The sequence below is a fragment of the Ruegeria aquimaris genome, from assembly GCF_025751555.1.
Taxonomy (GTDB): Bacteria; Pseudomonadota; Alphaproteobacteria; order Rhodobacterales; family Rhodobacteraceae; genus Ruegeria_B; species Ruegeria_B aquimaris.
Window position 1 is genome coordinate 197645 of sequence record NZ_JAOWLB010000005.1, and the last position, 21377, is coordinate 219021.

23 protein-coding genes are annotated in these 21377 nt (G+C 63.6%); 11 read left to right on the forward strand and 12 right to left on the reverse strand.

The features are described 5' to 3' along the window. Positions 1–66 precede the first annotated feature (66 nt). Positions 67–1755 carry an adenylate/guanylate cyclase domain-containing protein gene (locus OE747_RS09925; RefSeq protein ID WP_263828450.1) on the forward strand — a complete coding sequence of 563 codons (1689 nt, stop codon included), beginning with the start codon at positions 67–69 and terminating at the stop codon, positions 1753–1755. 193 nt (positions 1756–1948) lie between these two features. Further along, positions 1949–3658, forward strand: coding sequence for a bifunctional sulfate adenylyltransferase/adenylylsulfate kinase (locus OE747_RS09930; protein ID WP_263828451.1), 1710 nt, complete (start codon positions 1949–1951; stop codon positions 3656–3658). A 63-nt stretch (positions 3659–3721) separates the two neighbouring features. Here the strand turns inward: OE747_RS09930 and OE747_RS09935 are convergent, their stop codons facing one another. The 4 genes from OE747_RS09935 to OE747_RS09950 form a co-directional block, all read right to left on the reverse strand. Next, complete coding sequence (locus tag OE747_RS09935; RefSeq protein ID WP_263828452.1) at positions 3722–4597, reverse strand: glycosyltransferase family 10; 876 nt, start codon at positions 4595–4597, stop codon at positions 3722–3724. Next, positions 4594–5472 (reverse strand): PhzF family phenazine biosynthesis protein, encoded by an 879-nt coding sequence (locus tag OE747_RS09940; RefSeq protein WP_263828453.1) that lies wholly within the window; start codon positions 5470–5472, stop codon positions 4594–4596. Before OE747_RS09940 ends, OE747_RS09935 begins: the two co-directional genes overlap by 4 nt. A 98-nt stretch (positions 5473–5570) precedes the next feature. Further along, positions 5571–5795 (reverse strand): DUF1150 domain-containing protein, encoded by a 225-nt coding sequence (locus tag OE747_RS09945; RefSeq protein ID WP_263828454.1) that lies wholly within the window; start codon positions 5793–5795, stop codon positions 5571–5573. Positions 5796–5798: 3 nt separating this feature from the next. After that, entirely contained in the window at positions 5799–6212 is a 414-nt protein-coding gene (locus OE747_RS09950; RefSeq protein WP_263828455.1) for an Hsp20 family protein, read from the reverse strand. Between the two features lie 165 nt (positions 6213–6377). Between OE747_RS09950 and OE747_RS09955 the strand changes: the two genes are divergently transcribed. The 3 genes from OE747_RS09955 (at position 6378) to OE747_RS09965 (ending at position 8227) form a co-directional block, all read left to right on the forward strand. Further along, the gene (locus tag OE747_RS09955; protein ID WP_263828456.1) at positions 6378–6602 is read left to right on the forward strand and encodes a YdcH family protein; all 225 of its coding nucleotides are present in this window, start codon (positions 6378–6380) and stop codon (positions 6600–6602) included. A gap of 70 nt (positions 6603–6672) precedes the next feature. Further along, on the forward strand, positions 6673–7161 hold the full coding sequence (gene purE / locus OE747_RS09960) for a 5-(carboxyamino)imidazole ribonucleotide mutase (RefSeq protein WP_164133000.1): 489 nt from the start codon (positions 6673–6675) through the stop codon (positions 7159–7161). Further along, entirely contained in the window at positions 7154–8227 is a 1074-nt protein-coding gene (locus OE747_RS09965; RefSeq protein ID WP_263828457.1) for a 5-(carboxyamino)imidazole ribonucleotide synthase, read from the forward strand. Before purE ends, OE747_RS09965 begins: the two co-directional genes overlap by 8 nt. Before the next feature lie 132 nt (positions 8228–8359). On the opposite strand, the gene OE747_RS09970 is transcribed toward OE747_RS09965, so the two are convergent. The 6 genes from OE747_RS09970 to OE747_RS09995 form a co-directional block, all read right to left on the reverse strand. Beyond that, positions 8360–9508: an alpha-D-ribose 1-methylphosphonate 5-triphosphate diphosphatase gene (locus tag OE747_RS09970; RefSeq protein WP_263828458.1), complete on the reverse strand. Its 1149-nt coding sequence runs from the start codon at positions 9506–9508 to the stop codon at positions 8360–8362. Then, positions 9505–10278, reverse strand: a complete 774-nt coding sequence (locus tag OE747_RS09975) for an alpha/beta fold hydrolase (RefSeq protein ID WP_263828459.1) — start codon at positions 10276–10278, stop codon at positions 9505–9507. Before OE747_RS09975 ends, OE747_RS09970 begins: the two co-directional genes overlap by 4 nt. Before the next feature lie 38 nt (positions 10279–10316). Continuing rightward, positions 10317–11159 (reverse strand): DMT family transporter, encoded by an 843-nt coding sequence (locus OE747_RS09980; RefSeq protein ID WP_263828460.1) that lies wholly within the window; start codon positions 11157–11159, stop codon positions 10317–10319. A gap of 131 nt (positions 11160–11290) precedes the next feature. Further along, positions 11291–11728, reverse strand: a complete 438-nt coding sequence (locus tag OE747_RS09985; RefSeq protein ID WP_263828461.1) for a GNAT family N-acetyltransferase — start codon at positions 11726–11728, stop codon at positions 11291–11293. Between the two features lie 208 nt (positions 11729–11936). Next, a complete protein-coding gene (groL, locus tag OE747_RS09990; protein WP_263828462.1) occupies positions 11937–13574 on the reverse strand; it encodes a chaperonin GroEL in 1638 nt (545 codons plus the stop codon). 62 nt (positions 13575–13636) lie between these two features. Beyond that, the gene (locus OE747_RS09995; protein ID WP_234170301.1) at positions 13637–13924 is read right to left on the reverse strand and encodes a co-chaperone GroES; all 288 of its coding nucleotides are present in this window, start codon (positions 13922–13924) and stop codon (positions 13637–13639) included. Positions 13925–14155: 231 nt separating this feature from the next. On the opposite strand from OE747_RS09995, the gene OE747_RS10000 reads away from it, so the two are divergent. Continuing rightward, entirely contained in the window at positions 14156–15052 is an 897-nt protein-coding gene (locus OE747_RS10000; protein ID WP_263828463.1) for an alpha/beta fold hydrolase, read from the forward strand. Here the strand turns inward: OE747_RS10000 and OE747_RS10005 are convergent. Next, positions 15049–15714: a DUF2161 domain-containing phosphodiesterase gene (locus OE747_RS10005; protein WP_263828464.1), complete on the reverse strand. Its 666-nt coding sequence runs from the start codon at positions 15712–15714 to the stop codon at positions 15049–15051. The genes OE747_RS10000 and OE747_RS10005 overlap by 4 nt on opposite strands. Before the next feature lie 113 nt (positions 15715–15827). Between OE747_RS10005 and OE747_RS10010 the strand changes: the two genes are divergently transcribed. The 3 genes from OE747_RS10010 (at position 15828) to OE747_RS10020 (ending at position 18837) form a co-directional block, all read left to right on the forward strand. Then, positions 15828–16814, forward strand: a complete 987-nt coding sequence (locus OE747_RS10010) for a TraB/GumN family protein (RefSeq protein ID WP_263828465.1) — start codon at positions 15828–15830, stop codon at positions 16812–16814. Positions 16815–16823: 9 nt separating this feature from the next. Continuing rightward, entirely contained in the window at positions 16824–17813 is a 990-nt protein-coding gene (locus tag OE747_RS10015; protein ID WP_263828466.1) for a TraB/GumN family protein, read from the forward strand. 103 nt (positions 17814–17916) lie between these two features. Then, complete coding sequence (locus OE747_RS10020) at positions 17917–18837, forward strand: manganese-dependent inorganic pyrophosphatase (protein ID WP_263828467.1); 921 nt, start codon at positions 17917–17919, stop codon at positions 18835–18837. Positions 18838–18893: 56 nt separating this feature from the next. Here OE747_RS10020 and OE747_RS10025 read toward each other — a convergent pair whose 3' ends face one another. After that, positions 18894–19301: a GFA family protein gene (locus OE747_RS10025; RefSeq protein ID WP_263828468.1), complete on the reverse strand. Its 408-nt coding sequence runs from the start codon at positions 19299–19301 to the stop codon at positions 18894–18896. Between the two features lie 103 nt (positions 19302–19404). Between OE747_RS10025 and OE747_RS10030 the strand changes: the two genes are divergently transcribed. Both OE747_RS10030 and OE747_RS10035 read left to right on the forward strand, forming a co-directional pair. Continuing rightward, positions 19405–20322 (forward strand): GlxA family transcriptional regulator, encoded by a 918-nt coding sequence (locus OE747_RS10030; RefSeq protein ID WP_263828469.1) that lies wholly within the window; start codon positions 19405–19407, stop codon positions 20320–20322. Positions 20323–20403: 81 nt separating this feature from the next. Further along, the gene (locus OE747_RS10035) at positions 20404–21279 is read left to right on the forward strand and encodes an HAD family hydrolase (RefSeq protein ID WP_263828470.1); all 876 of its coding nucleotides are present in this window, start codon (positions 20404–20406) and stop codon (positions 21277–21279) included. Positions 21280–21377: the final 98 nt, after the last annotated feature.

Genomic DNA, 21377 nt, shown 5'->3' on the forward strand with positions numbered 1-21377 from the left:
CTGTGACTTGACCAAAGCTGGACCACCACCCAGACTTTGCACAAATGAGCGCAAAGCGAGGACTAGGTGGCAAGCGCAATCTGGCGAGGCAGTTTGGCGACACGTCTCAGGATCGCAAGCGGGCTGATCCTGTTCACTTACGCCTTTTTCCATTTCATCAATGTTGGCCTCGGCCTGATAGACCCCGTCTGGATGGAGGAGTTTCAGGATGCCCGGCAGGTCTTTTCCCGCAGCCTGACCGGCACGGTCATACTCTACACCGCCCTGCTGGTGCATGCCGGTCTGGCGCTGCTCTCGCTGGCGCGCAGGCGGACCCTGCGGATGGGTCGGGCGGAGGCGGTGCAGGTTGTGCTGGGCCTGCTCATCCCGCTGCAACTGATCGCCCATGTGGTGCACACGCGCTATGCCCACGAGGTCTATGGCGTGCAGGACGAGATGAGCTATCTCATCATCCTGATGTGGCCCAATATCTCGGTCTGGCAGCAAAGCGCTTTGCTGCTGGTGGTCTGGACCCATGGCTGTATCGGGCTGCATTTCTGGCTGCGTCTCACTTCATGGTGGAAGGCCTGGCTGCCCTGGATGATCGGGTTGGCGGTTCTGGTGCCCGCCTTCGCGCTGGCCGGGTTGCTGACCGAGGGGCGGCGCATGTTCGCCATCTTCAGCGATGATGCTTTGCGACCCGGGTACATGGAGGCGTACAACTGGCCCGATCTTGCCACGTTCGGAGCCTTGTTCGAGGTCAAGGATCTGGGCCTTGCGGTGTTCTGGGGGCTCTTGGCGCTGACGGCGGCGAGCTATGCGGGGCGCAAGCTGCTGCGGCGGCGCAACGCGGTTCGGGTCCGCTATGTGGACGGGCCGGAAATCGTGTCGGAGCGAGGCCTGACCCTGCTTCAGATGTCGCGCCTGCATGGCATCCCGCATACGGCGCTGTGCGGCGGCAAGGGGCGCTGCACCACCTGCCGGGTGGTGATCGAGGAAGGCCTGGACCTGCTGCATCCGCCGTCGGAAATGGAACTGGCCAGTCTGCGCGCGGTCAAGGCGCCGCCGAACACGCGCCTTGCCTGTCAGATCCGACCCACCGACCCGGCCACCGTCTTTCGGGTGTTCCGGCCCGAAGGTGGCCGGAACCGGGCGCATGCCAGCCAGGGGCAGGAAGGGCAGCTTGCGGTGCTGTTTCTGGACATGCGCGGGTTTACCGCGCGCACCACCGGGCAGTTGCCCTATGATGTGGTGTTCCTGCTGAACCGGTTCTTTGACGCGATCGTGCCGTCGGTTACCGGGGCGGGCGGCACCGTGGACAAATACCTGGGCGACGGGTTCCTGGCCGTGTTCGAGGCGCGCGACGCCGCGACTTCGGCCCGGGCCGGGCTGGAGGCGGCGCGCAGCATCGGCGCGGCGCTGAAGCTGTTCAACCGGACGCTTGCGGCCGAAGGTGCCGCACCGGTGCGGATCGGCATGGGCCTGCATCTGGGCAATCTTGTGCTGGGCGAGATCGGTGCGGGCGGCCATGCCCCCCGCACCATCATCGGCGATACGGTAAACGCCGCCAGTCGGCTGGAGGCCGAGACCAAGGCCTTGGGTGTCGAGTTGCTGATCTCGGAGGCCGTGTTGCAGGCGGCCGGGGTCGATGCATCCATGCTCGACTTGCAGGAATTCTCGCTACGGGGGGTACCGGAACCAGTTCTTGCCCTGCCCGTCCCGGATGCCGCGAGCCTCTCCTTGCCGCAGATCGCGACGGAACATAATTCTGCTTGATTTCGGTTCCGGCCCCGAAACCACGAAAAAGTTTGCATCCCGCGCGTCAGAACGGCACCCTGTTCCCGTTTCTTGACCAAAAACCACAATTTACCCTTTGTTCGCCCTGAGACCTAGACATTCAGAGGCAACAGGGTCTATTGCATGGCCCGAATCCGCCCATGAAACCGATCTCAAGTATCAGAGTATTCCCATGACCATGTTGAGCAATCTCGCTCCCATTCCGGAGCTGTATGTTTCCTACGAGTCCGCACAGAAACTGAAGCTGGAAGCAGGCGATCTGCAAAGCCACGACCTGACGCCGCGTCAGATCTGCGATCTCGAACTGCTGATGAATGGCGGGTTTTATCCGCTCAAAGGGTTCCTGAGCGAGGCCGATTACGACGGTGTTGTCGAGAACATGCGTCTGACCGACGGTACGCTGTGGCCGATGCCGATCAACCTGGACGTCAAGGAAGAGTTCGCCGACAAGATCGAGATCGGTCAGGACATCGCGCTGCGCGATCAGGAAGGCGTGATCCTTGCCACCATGACCGTGACCGACAAATGGGTGCCGAACAAGGCGCGCGAGGCCGAGATGGTCTTTGGCGCCGACGATCTGGCGCATCCGGCCGTAAACTACCTGCATCACACTGCCGGAAAGGTTTACCTGGGTGGCCCGGTCACCGGCATCCAGCAGCCGGTGCATTACGATTTCCGCGCCCGCCGCGACACGCCGAACGAGCTGCGCGCCTATTTCCGCAAGCTGGGCTGGCGCCGCATCGTCGCCTTCCAGACCCGCAACCCGCTGCACCGCGCGCATCAGGAACTGACCTTCCGCGCCGCGAAGGAAGCGCAGGCCAACCTGCTGATCCACCCGGTCGTGGGCATGACCAAGCCGGGCGATGTCGACCATTTCACCCGCGTGCGCTGTTACGAGGCGGTGCTGGACAAGTATCCGGCGGCCACCACCACCATGTCGCTGTTGAACCTGGCGATGCGCATGGCTGGCCCGCGCGAGGCGGTCTGGCACGGGCTGATCCGCCGCAACCACGGCTGCACCCATTTCATCGTCGGCCGCGACCATGCCGGCCCCGGCAAGAACAGCCAGGGTCAGGATTTCTATGGTCCCTACGACGCGCAGGAACTGTTCAAGAAGCATCAGGACGAGATCGGTCTGGAAATGGTGGACTTCAAGCACATGGTCTATGTGCAGGAGAAGGCCCAGTATTACCCGGTTTCCGAGGTTCCCGAAGGCTCGACCGTGCTCGACATCTCGGGCACCGAACTGCGCCGCCGCCTGCGCGAGGGTCTGGAGATCCCGGAATGGTTCTCGTTCCCCGAGGTGGTGACCGAACTGCGCCGCACCTCGCCGCCGCGCTCGAAACAGGGCTTTACCGTGTTCTTCACCGGCTTCTCGGGCTCGGGCAAGTCGACCATCGCCAACGCGCTGATGGTCAAGCTGATGGAAATGGGCGGCCGCCCGGTGACGTTGCTGGACGGCGACGTGGTGCGCAAGCATCTGTCGAGTGAGCTGGGCTTCTCGAAGGAACACCGCGACATCAACATCAAGCGCATCGGCTATGTCGCATCCGAGATCACCAAGAACGGTGGCATCGCGATCTGCGCCCCGATCGCGCCCTATGCCTCCACCCGCCGCGCCGTGCGCGAGATGGTTGAAGCCTATGGCGCCTTCTGCGAAGTGCATGTGGCCACCACGATCGAGGAATGCGAACGCCGCGACCGCAAGGGGCTCTACAAGCTGGCCCGCGAAGGCAAGATCAAGGAATTCACCGGTATTTCGGACCCCTATGATGTACCGGAGAACCCCGAACTGCGCGTCGAGACCGAGAATGTCGATGTCGACAACTGCGCGCATCAGGTTCTGCTGATGCTGGAAAGTATGGGCCTGATCGCAGGCTGAATTCAAAAGGCCCGGGAGAGAACCTCCCGGGCCTTTTACCTGACATGCGGGATACGACGCGTGTCACCTGCCAATTTCGTCAAGTATTGTCCGCGCCGCCCGCAATTCATGGTCGGCAAACGGCGCAAGCTGTTCTTTCAGGGCACGCAGGGCAGGCAGGCGCGCGGCGTAATCTTCCGGACCGGTCTGAAGCACGGCGGCGCGGACCTCTTCCTCTGTCTCGCACAGGATCATCGCGGCAGGGTCGACGAAATCGTCGATATTCGGGCAGCCCCAATAGATCGGCACCGTTTCGCAAAACACCGCGTCGAGCAGTTTTTCGGAAAAGTAGTTCTCTTCCCGCACGTTCTCGATCACCACGGAATAGCGGTAGGGGGCGAGACCGTCGGCCTTGGTTTCAAAGGGCTGATAGCCGCGCCCCAGCACATCCACCGCCTGCCCGGTCTCACGCGCCCAATCGACCACGGCATGGCGTAGCTTGTGGCCCTCGCTGTCGCGTTTGGCCGAGGCGATCAGGGAACAGTTTTTCGTTTTGGACGGGCTCAGGTCGCGCCATTCGGGGACCCAGGTTGTGCCAAACGGCAAGAGCCGCGCATTTGGCAGGCGATCCAGCGCCTGCTGATTGAAGGTCAGGACCCGAAAGAACCGCCGCCAGGTCAGGCGCAACAGCGCATAGTGCTTGCCATGGATCACCGCGGGTTCGGCCATGATCAACGAGATCTGCGCCTGGGTGCCCCGTTGCAGGCGGAAATGGGTATCGGTCCGGGGATAGACGATCAGGTGATCATCCGGCCCGAGATCGCCCACGGTCGCGCCCGACAGGCGCGCCGGGCACCCCAATGGCCAACTCAGCCGCTCCAGCGGCACAGAGGACAGGTCGGGGCCCAGACGCTGGCCATAGGGCAGGACGGCGATGGCGGTATCGCGGGACGCTTTCATTGGGGCAAGCGGACCTGACCGCGCATCAGGACAAAGCCCTGACCCGCGACCTTTACCCCTGTCATCGCCTCTGCCGGACCAACGCGCGTGACGCGCGCCTGCCCCGGCCGCCCCATGCCGTGCCCCTGCTCGGCGGTGAAGGTCTCCTTGTCCATCAGGCCATGTTTCCAAAGATAGGCGGCCATGGCCCCGGTGGCCGACCCGGTAAAGGGATCCTCAGGCGGGCTGGGCGGCGCGATCAGCAGGCGGGCATAGGTGTCACCCGCCGGGGTCGCCCCGGACAGTGTGACCATGAAGGGTTCAAGCATGTCGGACCCGTCGTACCCCTGGCTGGCGGCCAGGTCACGCAAGGCGTCGACATTCAGCTCCGCCGCATCAAGCGCGGCGCGGTCCCGCAAGACGGTGATGCAGAACGGCAGGCCGGTCGAGACCATCTGCGGCGGCGAGACGATAGCGTCGGCGGGCAGACCAATGACGCGCGCCACCAGATCCGCCGGGATCTGCGCCCCGAACCGGGGCGCGATCTGGGTCATTTCGATCTCGTCCTCCCGGATGCGGATCGGCACCAGCCCCGCCCCGGTTTCCAGCACCAGCTCATCCTTGTCGATGAACCCGCGCGCGCGCATGGCCGCGACCGTGGCAATGGTCGGATGGCCGGCAAAGGGGATCTCGCGGCTGGCCAGGAAGTAGCGCACCCGCACGTCGGCCACATCGGACGGGCCGGTAAACGTGCATTCCACCAGAGAGGTTTCGCGCACAAATCCCATGCAGGTCTCGACCGACAGATGCGCCCCGCCATGCACAACTGCGCAGCCGTTGCCGCCAAAGGGCCGCGCCGAGAAGGCATCCACCCAGTCGAAATCGTGCCAATCCATGGTGCTGTTCCTGGTTCATGTCACAGGACCGCATGTTTCGGCGGTTTTGATCCCGTTGTCACGCGGGAAACGCCGGGCACCGTCAGGCTGTACGGGGATCAGTGCACCGTGACCGGCGAAAGGTCATTCTGACGGGCCAGGACAAAGGCCATCTTGCGGTCGGCAACCAGCGCCAGTCGCTCTCCTTGCGCGTTGTGAACCGCATAGAGGTGGTCGCGATCCCCGGCCTGCTGGCGTACCTCGTCCGGCAGTTCGGCGACATCCACCGCCTTGACATAGACGATCCGGTCGCCGTCATCCTTGAAATCATAGGGAGTGTGCATTTCTTACCCTTTCCTGATATTGATCGTCTGCACCACCGATTGCGGCACAGCCCGGGTCAGGTCGACATGCAAGAGACCGTTTTCCATCACTGCCTCGCCCACCTCGACCCCGTCAGCCAGCACGAACATGCGCTGGAACTGCCGGGCGGCAATGCCACGATGCAGGAAAATCCGCCCTTCGCTGTCATCGCGCTGACGTCCCCGGATCACCAACTGCCGGTCTTCGACCGTGATCACCAGATCTTCTTCGGCAAATCCCGCGACGGCCAGGGTGATGCGATAGGAATGATCCGACGTCTGCTCGATATTATACGGCGGGTAACCCTCGTTTCCGGATTTGGCCGACCGTTCCAGCAAGCGTTCGAGTTGCTCGAAACCCAGCATGTGCGGGTAGGAGTTCAGAGTAAGTTTCGACACGTTTCCTTCGTCCTTCCTGAAAAGCGACGTTGACGCACGGCCCCGATCACGGCAGCCGCCTGTCTGGAATATGGGAAGAAAACGCAGATACCACAAGGTCTGGCCGAAAACTGTGTGAATGCGTATCCTTACCGCTACCCTTGGCCCCGTCTTGCGAGTCGCCCGATGAATGCACCCAGCGATCTTTCGATGAAATCCGATGACGTGTTGCGCGTGGAACTGGAAGTGTTTCGCCGCCAGCACCGCGATCTGGACGAGGCGATCGCCGCGCTGGAGGAAAAAGGCACGGCGGATCAGCTGACCATCAAGCGGCTGAAAAAGCAGAAATTGCGCCTGAAGGACATGATCGCCCTGATCGAGGATCGTCTGACCCCCGATATCATCGCCTGACCCGCTTGCCGCATTGCCAGCGGGTGCGATTTGGCTATAGTGCGCGCTCCTTTCAAAGCGAGCGGAGCGCATGGCCGGGGTCAAGGTAGGGATCATCATGGGCAGCCAGTCGGACTGGCCCACCATGAAGCAGGCAGCAGAAATTCTGGATGAACTGGGCGTGGCTTACGAGGCGCGGATCGTCTCGGCGCATCGCACCCCGGACCGGCTGTGGGACTATGGTCGCGCCGCTGCCGGGCGCGGGTTGCAGGTGATCATCGCCGGTGCCGGTGGGGCGGCGCATCTGCCGGGGATGATGGCCTCCAAGACACGGGTGCCAGTGATTGGCGTGCCGGTGCAGACGCGCGCCCTGTCGGGGGTCGATTCGCTTTATTCCATCGTGCAGATGCCCAAGGGCTATCCGGTTGCGACCATGGCGATCGGGGCGGCGGGGGCAGCCAACGCGGGGCTGATGGCGGCAGGTATCCTTGCCTTGCAGGACGCGGACCTGGCCGAACGGCTGGACGCCTGGCGCGCGGCGCTCTCGGCCTCGATCCCCGAGGAGCCCGTCGATGAGTGAGGCGCTGAAACCGGGGGCGCGGATCGGTATCCTGGGCGGCGGCCAGCTGGGCCGGATGCTGTCGGTCGCGGCCGCGCGGCTGGGCTTTGTCACCCATATCTACGAGCCGGGTGCCAATCCGCCCGCCGGTCAGGTGGCTGATCGGGTGAGCACCGCAAGCTATGACGATGCCGAAGCACTGGCACAGTTCGCCGCCTCGGTTGACGTGATAACCTATGAGTTCGAGAACATCCCGACCGAGGCGCTCGATATCCTTGAGGCCCACCGCCCCATCCGCCCCGGGCGCGAGGCGCTGCGGGTCAGTCAGGACCGGCTAACCGAGAAAAGCTTTCTGCGCGATCTGGGCCTGATGACGGCGCCTTTCGCCGATGTCACCGATCCGGCAAGCCTTGAAGTGGCGATTGGTGAGATCGGCACGCCCGCGATCCTCAAGACCCGGCGCTTTGGCTATGACGGCAAGGGGCAGGCGCGGCTGAAATCGCCCGGGGATGCTGCGGCAGCGCTGGCCGACATGGCCGGTGCGCCCGCGATTCTGGAAGGGTTCGTGGAGTTCAGCCACGAGGTCTCGGTGATCGCCGCGCGTGGACTGGATGGGCAGGTCGCCTGTTTCGATCCCGGCGAGAACGTGCATCGCGACGGGATCCTGCACACCACCACCGTGCCCGCGCGGCTGAGCGCGGCGCAGCGCACCGACGCGGTGCTGCTGGCGGCGCGGATCCTGAACGCGCTCGACTATGTGGGCGTGATGGGGGTGGAGCTGTTCGTGACGCCTGCCGGGCTGATCGTGAACGAGATCGCGCCCCGGGTGCATAACTCGGGCCACTGGACCCAGAACGGCTGCGCCGTGGACCAGTTCGAACAGCATGTCCGAGCGGTGGCAGGCTGGCCGCTGGGCGATGGACAGCGCCACGCGGATGTTGTCATGGAGAACCTGATCGGCGCAGACATGGATCGGGTGCCCGAGTTGGCGATCGAACGCGATCTGGCCCTGCATCTCTACGGCAAGGCCGAGGCGAAGCCCGGCCGCAAGATGGGCCATGTCAATCGGATACAGCGCAAGAGCTGACACAGGTGGCGAAATCCGCCTCGGATTTCGCGCGTCCCGCCGATGGCCCGTTGGGCCTGAGGCGGGGCGCAGCCCCTGTCGCGCTGCGCGCGATGCCTCCGGCGGGAGTATTTTTCTGCAAAGTGAAAGGGTTCAGGTCAGAAAGCGCGTTGCCACATCCCCGGACATGTAGCTGACCCGACCACCTGCAAACGTGGCGGCGACCCGGTGGCTTTGCGCGTCGAGTATCACCAGATCGGCGCGTTTGCCTGGGCTCAGTTCGCCCCGGTCGGCCAGCCCAAGGATCTTCGCCGGGCCGGAGCTCACCAGCCCCCAGGCCGCTGGCAGGTCGAGAACGCCGCTGCGGGCCAGCATCAAGGCCGCCCGGCGCGGGCTGGGGTAGTGATAGTCCGAGGCCAGCGCATCGCAATAGCCCATGGCGATCAGTTCCACCGCGCTGGCATTACCCTTGTGCGAGCCACCGCGTACCACATTGGGCGAGCCGAGGATCACATGCCCGCCCGCCATGCGCGTGGCCTCAGCCGCTTCGGCGCTTTCGGGAAACTCCGAGATGCGCAGGCCACGCGCCTGCCAGGCGGCACAATCGGCGGCGCCGTGGTCGTCATGGCTGGCCAGGATCAGCCCCCTGTCCTGCAATTCGGCGCAAAGCGCATCGAGCGCGGCAGGCACCCGGTCGCCATTGGCATGCAGCGCCATGAGCATCTCCAGATGCGCCTCCGGGCTGCGGCCCGCCTTCAGGGCCTGCCCGGCCAGCCGCGGCGGTTTGCGCCCCTCGGCCAGGCGGTCATGCGGCAGGTGATCGTTGAACACCAGATAAGGAACCTGCCATTCCGCCAGCAGGTCGGGCAGCGCCGCATAGTCATCGAGCATATGGGTCTCGAACCGGAGCTGAGGGATCAGGTCCGTCACCAGCTGTTCGCGCACCTGCCGGATTGCCCGGAACACTCCGGCCGCAAACTCGGGGCTGCGCAAACCGCCCTCCCAGCTCCAGAACTGCGCCATGACGGCCGTGGTTATGCCATTGGCCGCCAGTTCGGCCTCGGCCGCGACGACGCCCTCGGCCATCTCTTTCATGGCGCCACGGCGCGGCGCCATGTGCCGTTCGAACCCGTCGCCGTGCAAGTCGACAATCCCCGGCAGCACCAGATATCCCGCAAGGTCGATCCTGCGACCGGTTGCCGAGGGCACAATGCAGCCATCGGCCAGGCCCAGATCGGTCTGTTCCAGCCCATCCGGCAGCAGGACCTGCGCGCCGGTGAGTGTCAGTTCAACAGAGGTCATCGGCCACGGGTCCCCGATCCATTCGCACAGTTTACGCCCAGGCACCCCTTGTCGAATGCGCCGAACACGGAATCGATCCAGGTCAGCTCAGGATCGAAACGGCCGTTTTCGAGAAAGAAGAGGGTCTGGGCGATAACGCGCGGGTTGTTCATCATGAATGTATGCGTGACCGGCAGAACGATATGGTCGGTCATGCCGGCGACCTTGGTCGAGGCGACCGACACCTTGCCATCGTCGGGCCCCGGAATGATCGACGAAAAGACCGGGTTCAACGAATTGTCCCCGGCGATCACACCCAGCGCAAAATCCACCGGCGGCAGATTGCGCGGCACGCTGTCGGGTCCGGTTCCCAGAGCCAGCCCGGCCGGACCGTTCAGACGGCCGAACACCTCCCAGGCGCCCAGCTCATCAACCAGTTCGCTGCCCTGGTTCGGCGGTCCCAGCATCACCACGCGGCCAAGCCCGGCGGGGCGGTTTGTCAGCAGCCATTGACGGATCAGGATGCCGCCCATCGAATGCGCCACCATGTGGATCGTTTCGCCCGAACATTGCGCCACCGCCGCGGGCAATGTGTCTTGGGCCAATTCCGGGATCGGCAGGTCTGTCGATGGATAGCCCGGGCGCACAACGCGCAGCCCCCGTGCCTCGAACAGCTCGTCCATCAGGGTAAACGACGCCTCGGTGCGTGCCAGCCCATGCAGCATCACGACGCAATCCGCCGCGAGGGGCACAGGCAGAAGCAGCAGGAACAGGGGCAAAACCAGACGCATAGGCGGGAGATACTGCGATTTTTCGGCGTGCGAAACCCTCAACGCGGAGGCGTTTGGCGGATGGAAAGCGCAATTCCGCCCAGCAGCAGCACCCCTCCGAGAAGCAGCCGGAGCGGGAGAGCCTCTCCCAGCAGAAGCACGCCTGCCAGCACCGCGATGGCAGGAGCGGAAAGCTGTACCGTTGCGGCGCGCGCGGATCCAAGGCGCGGCACCAGACGGTACCAGAGCGCATAGCCCAACCCCGACGTCACCGCGCCGGAGATCATGGCCAGGGCGGCTCCTTCCCAGGTCAAGGCAAGAGATATGCCCAGCATCAGGATCGCTGCAGCCGAAACCGGCAGGGCCATGACAAAATTCGCGCTGGTCGCCGACAACGCATCCGTTTCAAGACGCCCTGCAAGCGTGTATGCCGCCCATCCCAGACCGGCAAGCGCCATGAGACCCGCGCCGATCAGGTCGACGCGCACGTCACCGGCCGGCCACAGGATCCAGGTCAGGCCGGCGAAGGCGACAAGGGCCCCTAAGATCTGACGCCCGGTCGGCGGGGCGCCGGAAATCGTGGTCCAGCCGAACATGGTGATCTGCACAACGCCAAACAGGATCAGCGCGCCCAGGCCCGCATCCAGGCTGAGATAGGCGAGCGAGAACGCGACCATGTAAAGTGAGAGGGACCCTGCCCCCACGATCCTCAGGCGATGGTAAAGCGGCAGCGGCTTGTGTTGCCAGAGGACCAGACATACCAGCATGGCGGCGCCCGCGAACAAGCGCACAAGCGCGAACGCCCCGGGATCCGCCAGGTTCCCGGCCACGGCAAAGCGATTCAGGATGGAATTGGCCGCAAAGGCCACCATCGTCAGGGTAGTCAGCAAAAACACCTGCATGAGGCCCCCCTGGATCGTTAGGCCGGGATCTGCCTCCCGTTTCCACGCCACCTGTTTGGTCGAAACCGGTGCAGGAAAGCAACCGATTCCAAATCACGATTTCGATGGATGGCCCGATGGAAGACCGGCTGTCATGCCTCGCCGAAGGCGGAGGGGTAGATCAGCCGCGACGCCGGTGCGTTCTGGCCTGGTCCAGCCAGCAACAGATGCTCGGACGGATAGGGGGCGGTCAGATTGGCGGCCCGCTCGGACGAAAAACCGCGCTTGCCATAGTAATCCCGATCCCCCAGAACAACGATGGTGAGATCGCGCTCCTTCGCCCAGGCAATCGCCAGTTGCAAAACCTTGGACCCGATGCCGCGGTTCTGATGATCGGGCGACACGGCAACAGGCGCCAGGCACAGCCAACCATCCGGCGCCCGCATCCAGGACAACGCGGCATAGCCCAGAAGCTGGCCGAATTCCTGATAGACGATCTCGGTCGCAAGATCCCGGTCGGCCCGCAATTCGCGCACAAGCTCAGCCTCTGCGTCAGCATCGAAAGCCGTGCGCAACAAGGCATCGACCATGTCAGGGAATACTGCGGGGGGGAGCTGGTTCATGTTTGGATTTGCCCAAGAGTGCCGATGCTGCGCGTTCTTGCACGAAACACCCGTCGGTTACAGGCCAGGCACCCGGAATTCACGGGTTCTTGTGCACTTTTGTTCCCCTCTTGCAGGAAATGAAAAAGGGGCCGCCCGAAAGCGACCCCTTACTTTCCGATTGGACCGGACGTGCTTACATCATGCCGCCCATGCCGCCCATGTCGGGCATGCCGCCGGCAGGCGCGTCTTTTTGCGGCTTGTCGGCCACCATTGCTTCGGTGGTGATCAGCAGGCCAGCAACCGAGGCCGCGTCTTCCAGCGCGGTGCGGACAACCTTGGCCGGGTCGATCACGCCGAACTTGAACATGTCGCCATACTCTTCGGTCTGAGCGTTGAAGCCGAACTTGAGATCCGACGATTCGCGGACCTTGCCAGCCACAACAGCGCCGTCGACGCCTGCGTTCTCGGCGATCTGGCGCAGCGGCGCTTCGACGGCCTTGCGCACGATGTTGATCCCGGCGGTCTGATCGGCATTGGCGCCTTCCAGATCGGCCAGAACCTTGCCCGCCTGAACCAGAGCGACACCGCCGCCCACAACGACACCTTCCTGCACGGCTGCGCGGGTGGCGTTCAGGGCGTCATCGACGCGGTCCTTGCGCTCTTTCACTTCGACCTCGGTCATGCCGCCGACGCGGATCACCGCAACGCCGCCTGCCAGTTTGGCAACACGCTCTTGCAGCTTTTCACGGTCGTAGTCGCTGGTGGTCTCTTCGATCTGGGTGCGGATCTGGGCCACGCGGGCTTCGATCTCGGCCTTTTCGCCTGCGCCATCAACGATGGTGGTCTCGTCCTTGGTGATCGAGATTTTCTTGGCGGTGCCCAGCATGTCCATGGTGACGGACTCGAGCTTCATGCCGAGGTCTTCGCTGATCACCTGACCGCCGGTCAGGATGGCGATGTCCTGCAGCATGGCCTTGCGGCGATCGCCGAAGCCCGGTGCCTTGACTGCCGCGATCTTCAGACCGCCGCGCAGCTTGTTCACCACCAGGGTGGCCAGCGCTTCGCCTTCGACATCCTCGGCGATGATCAAGAGCGGCTTCTGCGACTGGATCACCTGCTCGAGCAGCGGAACCATCGGCTGCAGCGAGGACAGTTTCTTTTCGTGCAGCAGGATCATGCAGTCTTCCAGCTCTGCGATCATCTTGTCTGCGTTGGTGACGAAATAGGGCGACAGGTAGCCACGGTCGAATTGCATGCCCTCGACCACGTCGGTCTCGGTTTCCAGGCCTTTGTTCTCTTCGACGGTGATGACACCCTCGTTGCCGACCTTCTGCATGGCTTCGGCGATCTGGCGGCCGATTTCGGATTCGCCGTTGGCCGAGATGGTGCCGACCTGCGCCACTTCGGCGCTGTCGTTGACGGGGCGCGAGGCGGCCTTGATGGCCTCGACAACCTTGGCGGTGGCCAGGTCGATGCCGCGCTTCAGGTCCATCGGGTTCATGCCTGCGGCAACCGATTTCATGCCTTCGCGCACGATGGCCTGAGCCAGCACGGTGGCGGTGGTGGTGCCGTCGCCGGCCTCGTCATTGGTGCGGCTGGCGACTTCTTTCACCATCTGCGCGCCCATGTTCTCGAACTTGTCTTCCAGTTCGATTTCCTTGGCGACCGACACACCGTCCTTGGTGATGCGGGGGGCACCGAACGATTTGTCCAGAACCACGTTGCGGCCTTTGGGGCCCAGGGTCACCTTGACCGCGTCGGCCAGGATGTTGACGCCCTTGAGCATCTTGTTGCGGGCTTCGGTGTTGAACTTGACGTCCTTAGCAGCCATGTTCGTTCTCCTTGAGAAATTTGATTGGAATGTTGCGACCAGAGATCAGAGAAGCGCGCGGCTTACTCGATGATCCCCATGATGTCGCTTTCCTTCATCATCAGCAGTTCTTCGCCTGCGACCGTGACTTCGGTGCCCGACCATTTGCCGAACAGGATGCGGTCACCGGCCTTTACAGCCATCGCGATCAGTTCGCCGCTATCCTTGCGGGCGCCTTCGCCACAGGCGACAACCACGCCTTCGCTGGGCTTTTCCTTGGCGCTATCGGGGATGATCAGGCCGCCTGCGGTTTTCTCTTCGCTTTCGGTACGGCGAACCAGCACGCGGTCATGAAGCGGTTTCAATGCCATCTTTGCAGCTCCTTGAGGCTCAAAGTTTGTTTCCCTCCCCCTGCTCTGTGTCAGAGGCATTAGCACTCTCTCTTGCTGAGTGCTAACGGCGCATAGCTAGGGACATGAAATGCCCGAGTCAACATCTTTGGCCCGAAAAAAATCACCCGGTTTTGCCGGGACGGAGGCGGTTTACAACCGGGTGTCCCCGAAGCAGAGTGCGTGCCGTATGGCAGAGGCGGAACAGGTTACATGCAGATCGAAGCAAACGGCATTTGGATCGAGGTCGAGGATCATGGGCCGTCTGACGGTGTTCCGCTGATCCTCATCCGGGGGCAAGGGAGCCAGTTGGCGCATTGGCCGACCGAACTCTACGACGGTTTTGCCAAGGCCGGATACCGGGTGATCCTGTTCGACAATCGCGATGTGGGCCTGACCCAGCGCTGCCCGGTCGATAACGTTCCGGCGGATGCCGATTCCATTCTGGCACGGCTGCGCAGCGGCGCGGAATTGCCCAAGCCCTACGATATCAACGATATGGTGGGTGACATTACAGGTCTGATGGATGCGCTGGGGATCGAACGCGCGCATATGTTCGGCATCTCGATGGGCGGCGCGGTGCTGCAACAACTGTGCATCGATCACCCTGACCGCGTAATGTCAGCCACAATTGTGATGACGGCTTGCCGACCATTCACCGAACGCGCGCCGGATGACCGGGCGGCCCTGTTGGCGCTTGTCGACAGCCTGTTGGTGCGCGACTTGACGCGCACGGAATATCTGGATGCGCAGGTCGCGGAACATGGGCTTTGGGGCAGTCCCGGTTATCCGATGCCCGAGGCCGATATCCGCGCCATGGCCGCCCGCGCCTGGGCGCGAGGGGTCGATGCGGCCGGAAAGAACCGTCAGGTGCTGGCCATACTGCACGCCCCCGACCGCAGGCCTGGCCTGCGCAATGTCGCCCTGCCCTGCCTGGTGATCCACGGCACCGATGATGCGCTGATCCCGCTGGAGATGGGCGAAGAGATCGCCGATACGATTCCCGGTTCCGAATTTCATGCTGTCAAAGGGATGGGCCATATCATCACCCCCGCACTCGCCCCGGTCATGGTCGACATGGTGACCGATTTCATCGCGCGGCGGGCCTAGGTCCAACTATAGGCCCAATGGACCAATCCGGCGCGGCCTTCATCCGTAATGCCATAGACGCCCTTCTCGACCCGCAGAAACCAGCCGTAGTGGTTTTCGCGCATCAAGCGGGTTGCCGTGGTAACGCCCGTGGCGCGGGCGACCTCGCTGCCTTTGCTCTGCCCGTTCTCCGCTAGATGCGCGGCACAGCGCAGCGCATCCTGGCGGTAGCCGGTGACGATGCCATGCCGTGTCGCGCCACCGGCGTTTGGATCGCCCGCCAGACGATCGAACTCCCGCAACAACTTGTCCGTCCGCGCCCTGGACTTGCGCGGCTGATAGGGTCCGGGGTCGCAATGCACCTCGACCCGCCCGTCGGCGCGCACTGTGATCAGACCCAGCCCCAACCGCCGACACAGGGCGAGATTGTCGCGCAGAGCCCGGCGTGCCGTTTTCCCCTTGGGCCGTAGGACAGCCATGTAGACGGTATCGGTCAGGGTCAGCCGCGCCACAGCCTGGTGAAACAGCGACAGGGAAAACCGCAGTTTCAATTCCACCACCACCGGCGGCTCATCGCCTCGCCGCGCGACAATGTCGGCGGCGCCGACCTCACCCTTGACGGTGTAGCCCTGCCGTTCCAGCATCTGTTTGATCGGTGGGTATAGATCCTGTTCTCGCTGCATGGTTGCAGGCTAGGCACATCGGAGGGGCAATACAATCACGCACCCAAGCGTGACTTGCCCCGAGCCAATGTGAACCTTAGCTGTTGATTCAGTTCGAGATTGAAGGAGACCCCATGCTGCGCGCCCTGATACTCTGCCTGGGCCTGCTGGCCGCGACCGGGGTCGAGGCCCGCTGTACCGGGACCGATCTGCTGACGCGGCTGACGCCCGAGGGCGAAGCGCGGCTAGCGCGCGAGATACAGAAGGTGCCGTTTGCCTATGGCAATCACTGGATCGCGACAAAAGGGTCGCAGCGCATCCATCTGATCGGGACCCAGCACACCGGGGACAGCCGCATGAGGGCGGTGATGCGAAAACTGACGCCCGTCATCCAGTCGGCGGATGCCGTGCTGCTCGAAGTCACCGCCAAACAACTCGCCACCCTTGATGACACACTGCGCAAGACGCCCTCGATCCTGACCATACCCAAGGGCGCGCCCGGGCTCGACACGCTGATGCCGCCGGAAGACTGGCAGATGCTGAGCCTGCAAATGCGGGTGCAGGGGGTGGATGAAAAGGTCCTGGCCCGCATGCAACCCTGGTTCATCTCGATGAACCTGTCCCGCTCGGGCTGTGGCGGGCGCGGATTGTTCGCCTATCGCGGCCTGGATGACCGGATCGAGCTGTTGGCGGCGCGGGCCGGTGTGCCGGTCGGGTCCTTGGAGGCGGTCGGAACAGGCATGAGTTCGCTATCCGCCATCCCGGTAAGGGATCAGGTCAAGCTGCTGGTGATGGACATGAGGAGCGAGCTCAATTTCGACGATCAGGTCGTGACCCTTTCGAATGCCTATTTCGAAGAAAGGCTGGCCGAGGCAATGCTGATCGAGGACTGGACGCTTTATCGCGATCTGGATGTTTCGCGCAAGGAAGTGTCCCGCCTGCTGCGCCAGTTCGATACGCATATCCTGGACAAGCGCAACCGGGCCTGGATGCCGGTGATCCAGCGGACCAAGGCAAAGACCATGGTCGTCGCGGTCGGGGCCGCGCATCTGCCGGGCAAGGCGGGCTTGCTGAACCTGTTGAAACAACGCGGCTACAGCCTGAGCCGCGCGGAATTTTGAAGAGTGCGAATGGCATCCATGCGTTTTCTGGCCGTTTTCCTGTTTCTGACAATGCCAATGGCGGCCTTTGCCGCCTGCGAAGGGCGCGACCAGCGGGGCGACCTGCCGAACGAGGTCCGCGCCGAGATGGAACGGGCCGCCGCAGCGATACCCTATCCCGAGGGCAACCATTGGGTCGCGACCCGGGGTAACACCGTGCTGCACCTGATTGGCACCCTGCATGTCAACGATCCCCGCATGGGGCTTGCCGCCGACAGGCTGGAACCGCTGATCGAGCGGGCGAGTTCCGTCTGGTTCGAGCTGAACCCCGCCGACCTTGCCGCGTTCGAGCGCGAAGTCATGAGTAACCCGAAGGTGGCGCTGATCACCGAAGGACCCACCCTGATCGAGTTGATGAGCGAGGAGGGATGGAAACGGATCGCCCAAGCCCTGGCCGAGCGCAATGTCCCGGCCTGGATGGGGGCCAAGATGCAGCCCTGGGTGCTGGGCGCAGTCCTGTCGCTGCCGCCCTGCCTGCTGCGCGATCCCGAGGCGAAACAGGGTATGGACAAACGACTGTCGGTTCTGGCGGACATGCATGACGTGCCGCAGCACTCGCTGGAGACCGGCGCCGAACTGCTGGCGCTGTTCACCGCCACCCCGATCGAAGAGCAGGCCCGCGAGTTGGAGATGTTCGCGGACAATCTGGGGGCCGATGCCGACCAGTTGGCAACGTTGAGCGCGATGTATTTCGAAGAGCGCCATGCCGAGTTCATGGAGTTCTCGCGCCGCGACGCGATAGCGCGCAGCGGTTTGTCGCCCGAGGTGTTCGATCCGCTCTGGGACAGTTTCATGGTCACCCTCGTGGAGGGGCGCAACCGCAACTGGATGCGCCATATCCTGGATATCCGCGACCAGACAGCGGTAATCGCCGTTGGCGCAGGCCATCTGCACGGCGAAAGCGGATTGCTGAACCTGCTGGCGCTGGAGGGCTATCTGCTGGAACGAGCCGCGTTCTGAGGCGGAAACCTGACCAAGGGTCGCAGCCTGCGCGCCCCCCCGTGACAATGCCGGTCCGCGCCCCTATAAGGCGCGCAAATTTGACCTTGCGCAGGATAGACACATGACCATTCAGGTATTTGGCCACAAATCCCCCGACACCGATTCCACCGGCTCGCCCATCGTCTGGGCCTGGTATCTGACCGAGGTAAAGGGCCAGGCCGCCAAACCGGTGCTGCTGGGCGAACCCAACACCGAAGCGGCCTTCATGCTCAGCCGCTGGGGTTTCGACAAGCCCGAGATCATCTCGGACGTGAACGCAGGCGCCCCGGTGGTGATCGTAGACACCAACAACCCCGCCGAACTGCCCGCCAGCGTCAACGACGCCGATATCCGCCAGATCATCGACCACCACGCGCTGATCGGCGGGCTGAAGACCAAGGGCCCTATCGACATCACCGTGCGCCCGCTGGCCTGCACCGCCACCATCATGGTCGACCTGATGGGTGACGATGCTGCCCGCATGCCCGAGGCGATCAAGGGCGCGGCGCTGACCTGCATCCTTTCTGACACGCTGGAGTTCCGCTCGCCCACCACCACCGATCATGACCGCGCCGTGGCCGAGAAGCTGGCCGCCGATCTGGGCATCGACATTCCGTCCTATGCCGCCGAGATGTTCGCGGCCAAGTCGGACGTGTCGTCCTTCTCGGACGCCGAGCTGCTGCGGATGGACTCGAAAGAGTACAATGTCGACGGCAAGGAATTCCGGGTCTCGGTTCTGGAAACCACCGCACCCAAGGTGCTGCTGGACCGCAAGGACAGCCTGATGGCCTCGATGATCGACGTGGCCAAGGAAGACGGCGCCGATCAGGTGCTGCTGTTCGTGATCGACATCCTGAACGAGGAAGCCACCCTGCTGGTGCCCAACGATCTGGTCAAGACCGTGGCCGAAAAGAGCTTTGGCGCCTCGGTCTCGGGCGACACGGTTGTCCTGCCCGGCATCATGAGCCGGAAAAAGCAGATCATCCCGAACCTCAAGGTCTGATCCGGTCCCGACCGATGAAAGAGGCGCCCCTCGCGGGCGCCTCTTGCGTTTTGACCTTACTGGGTCGGCAGCCCGTCAAAGGCGTGTACGCCCTCGGGGATGATGTGAAAGGCCTGTTTCTCGGCGGCAAACACCGCCGCTTTGGGCCCCTTGAACAGGGCCGGATCGTCCAGCGTGCCGATCTTCAGGATCACTGCCGGCAGGCCGGGCCGGTGCGAGGCGACCCCGGTGCCGCAGGTGGCGCAGAAATCGCGAGTCACCCGGTCGGGCCGATCCTCCAGCCGAAAGCTCTTGGGCGTGCCCTTGACATAGCGAAAGCCCGCAGCCGGCATCACCATAAACAGGTTCGGCGCGCCGCCCGCATAAGTCTGGCAGGCACGGCAGTGGCATTGCGCCTTGAGCATCGGCTCACCCTCGGCCTCATAGCGCAGCGCGCCGCAGTAACATCCGCCTGTAAGTGTCATTTGTGATCTCCTGGTATCGGTGTCGCGGCGCAGGATGGACGCGGGAGACATATGCGGCTAGTGTCACGAATGACATTATTCAGACCGAAATGGACAAATCGCCATGAACGTCCTTCTGCTGCATCCCGCCCCCTGTCAACGCTCCAGCCTGGCCATCGCCGAGGACATGCTGGACAGCGCCAACCGGGTGGCCGCGTTGCGCGGCGAGACGGCACCGTTTTGCTGGCGCACCCTGCACCCCGAGGCGGTCTGCCCGGATACACCGGCGCCGGATCTGGTGGTGCTGCCGGGGATGGGGCTTGCCTCGGCCGAGGAGTTGCGGGCGGCGATGGACAGTCCTGCCTTTGTCGCGCTGACCGCGGCGCTGCGCCACCTCGCCCAGCCCGGTACCCGCATTGCGAGCGCCTGCTCTGGCGTCTTTGCGCTGGCGGCGGCGGGGCTTCTGGATGGGCGCCGCGCCACCACAACCTGGTGGCTGGCACCGCTGTTGCGGGGCTGGTTCCCCAAGGTCCGGGTCGAGATGGGCGAGGTGCTGTGCAGCGATGGGGCGCTGGTAACGGCAGGCGCCTCCTTTGCCCAGATCGACCTGATGCTGCACCTGATCGAGACCCAGGCGGGGTATGCCCTGGCCGAGGATTGCCGCCGCTTTCTGCTGGCTGACAGCCGACCCAGCCAGTTGCCCTATCTGTCGGTGGCGACGCTGGTGGCGGGTGATCCGGCGCTGCAACGGGTCGAGTTGTACCTGCGTCGCCATATTGCCCGTCAGGTGCCGCTGGCCGAACTGGCCGAGGCCGCCGGGCTGGGCACGCGCACCTTTGCCCGCCGTCTGGCACGGGTCGCGGGCATGACCCCGGGCGAGTTCGCCCAGACCCTGCGGGTGACCGAGGCGATCCGGCTTTATCGGGCGGGCGGGCTGAGCCTGGAACAGGTCGCGCATCGGGTCGGATATAGCGATGCCACCGCGCTCCGCCGTGTAATGACCCGCCGCACAGGGCGGCGGCTGGAAAGCTTTCGTAGCTGAGCTGCCAGCCCTTTCCCATGGCCATTGTCCAACGCATGCGGCATACAAGCCCTTGCGACAATACCCAAACCGGACCCAGACATGACCCAGATCATAAACGCCCTCTCCGACATCTCCGACCGCTACCGCGCGCTGTTCGTCGATCTGTGGGGATGCGTGCACAATGGAGTGACAGCCTATCCAGATGCGATCTCTGCGCTGAGAGCCTATCGCGCCCAGGGCGGCAAGGTCGTGCTGGTGACGAACTCTCCGAAACCGCGCGCCGGGGTTGCGACTCAATTGGTCCAGTTCAACGTGCCCGAGGACGCTTATGACACCATCGCCACCAGCGGTGACAGCGCGCGTTCGGCCATGTTCCGGGGTGCGGTTGGTCAAAAGGTCTACTTCATGGGCGAGTGGGACCGCGACGCGGGCTTTTTCGAGCCGCTCAAACTGCTCGACAACCCGGTCGAGATCACCCGTGTGCCGCTGCAAGAGGCCGAGGGCATCGTCTGTTGCGGCCCCTTCGACCCGATGGCCGACCCGGCGGTGAACCGGCCCGATTTCCTATATGCCAAGACCAAGGGGATGAAGCTGCTCTGCGCCAATCCGGATATCGTGGTCGATCGCGGCGAAATCCGCGAATGGTGCGCCGGGGCGCTGGCGCGGCTTTACACCGAGATGGGAGGCGAGAGCCTGTACTTCGGCAAGCCGCACCCGCCGATCTATGATCTGGCCCGCCGCCGGCTGCTTGCCTTGGGGGTGGATGTCGCCGATTCCGAGATTCTGGCGATCGGCGACGGCATCCAGACGGACATCGCCGGTGGCCAGGGCGAAGGCATCGATTCCCTGTTCATCTCGGGCGGTCTGGCCGCATCGGAAACCAAAACTGGCATCAACCCGGATCCGGTGGCGCTAACTGTATATCTGGAAAGAGAAAACAGGAGCCCGACCTATACTATTGGCCAACTTCGCTGAGCAGAAAGGGCTTGATTTTCTGCACCTGCAAAGTAATAAAGTTGCCAAACTCAGGTGGAGACTTGTTCAAAGTTGCTCCACCATCCGGATAGAGAGGG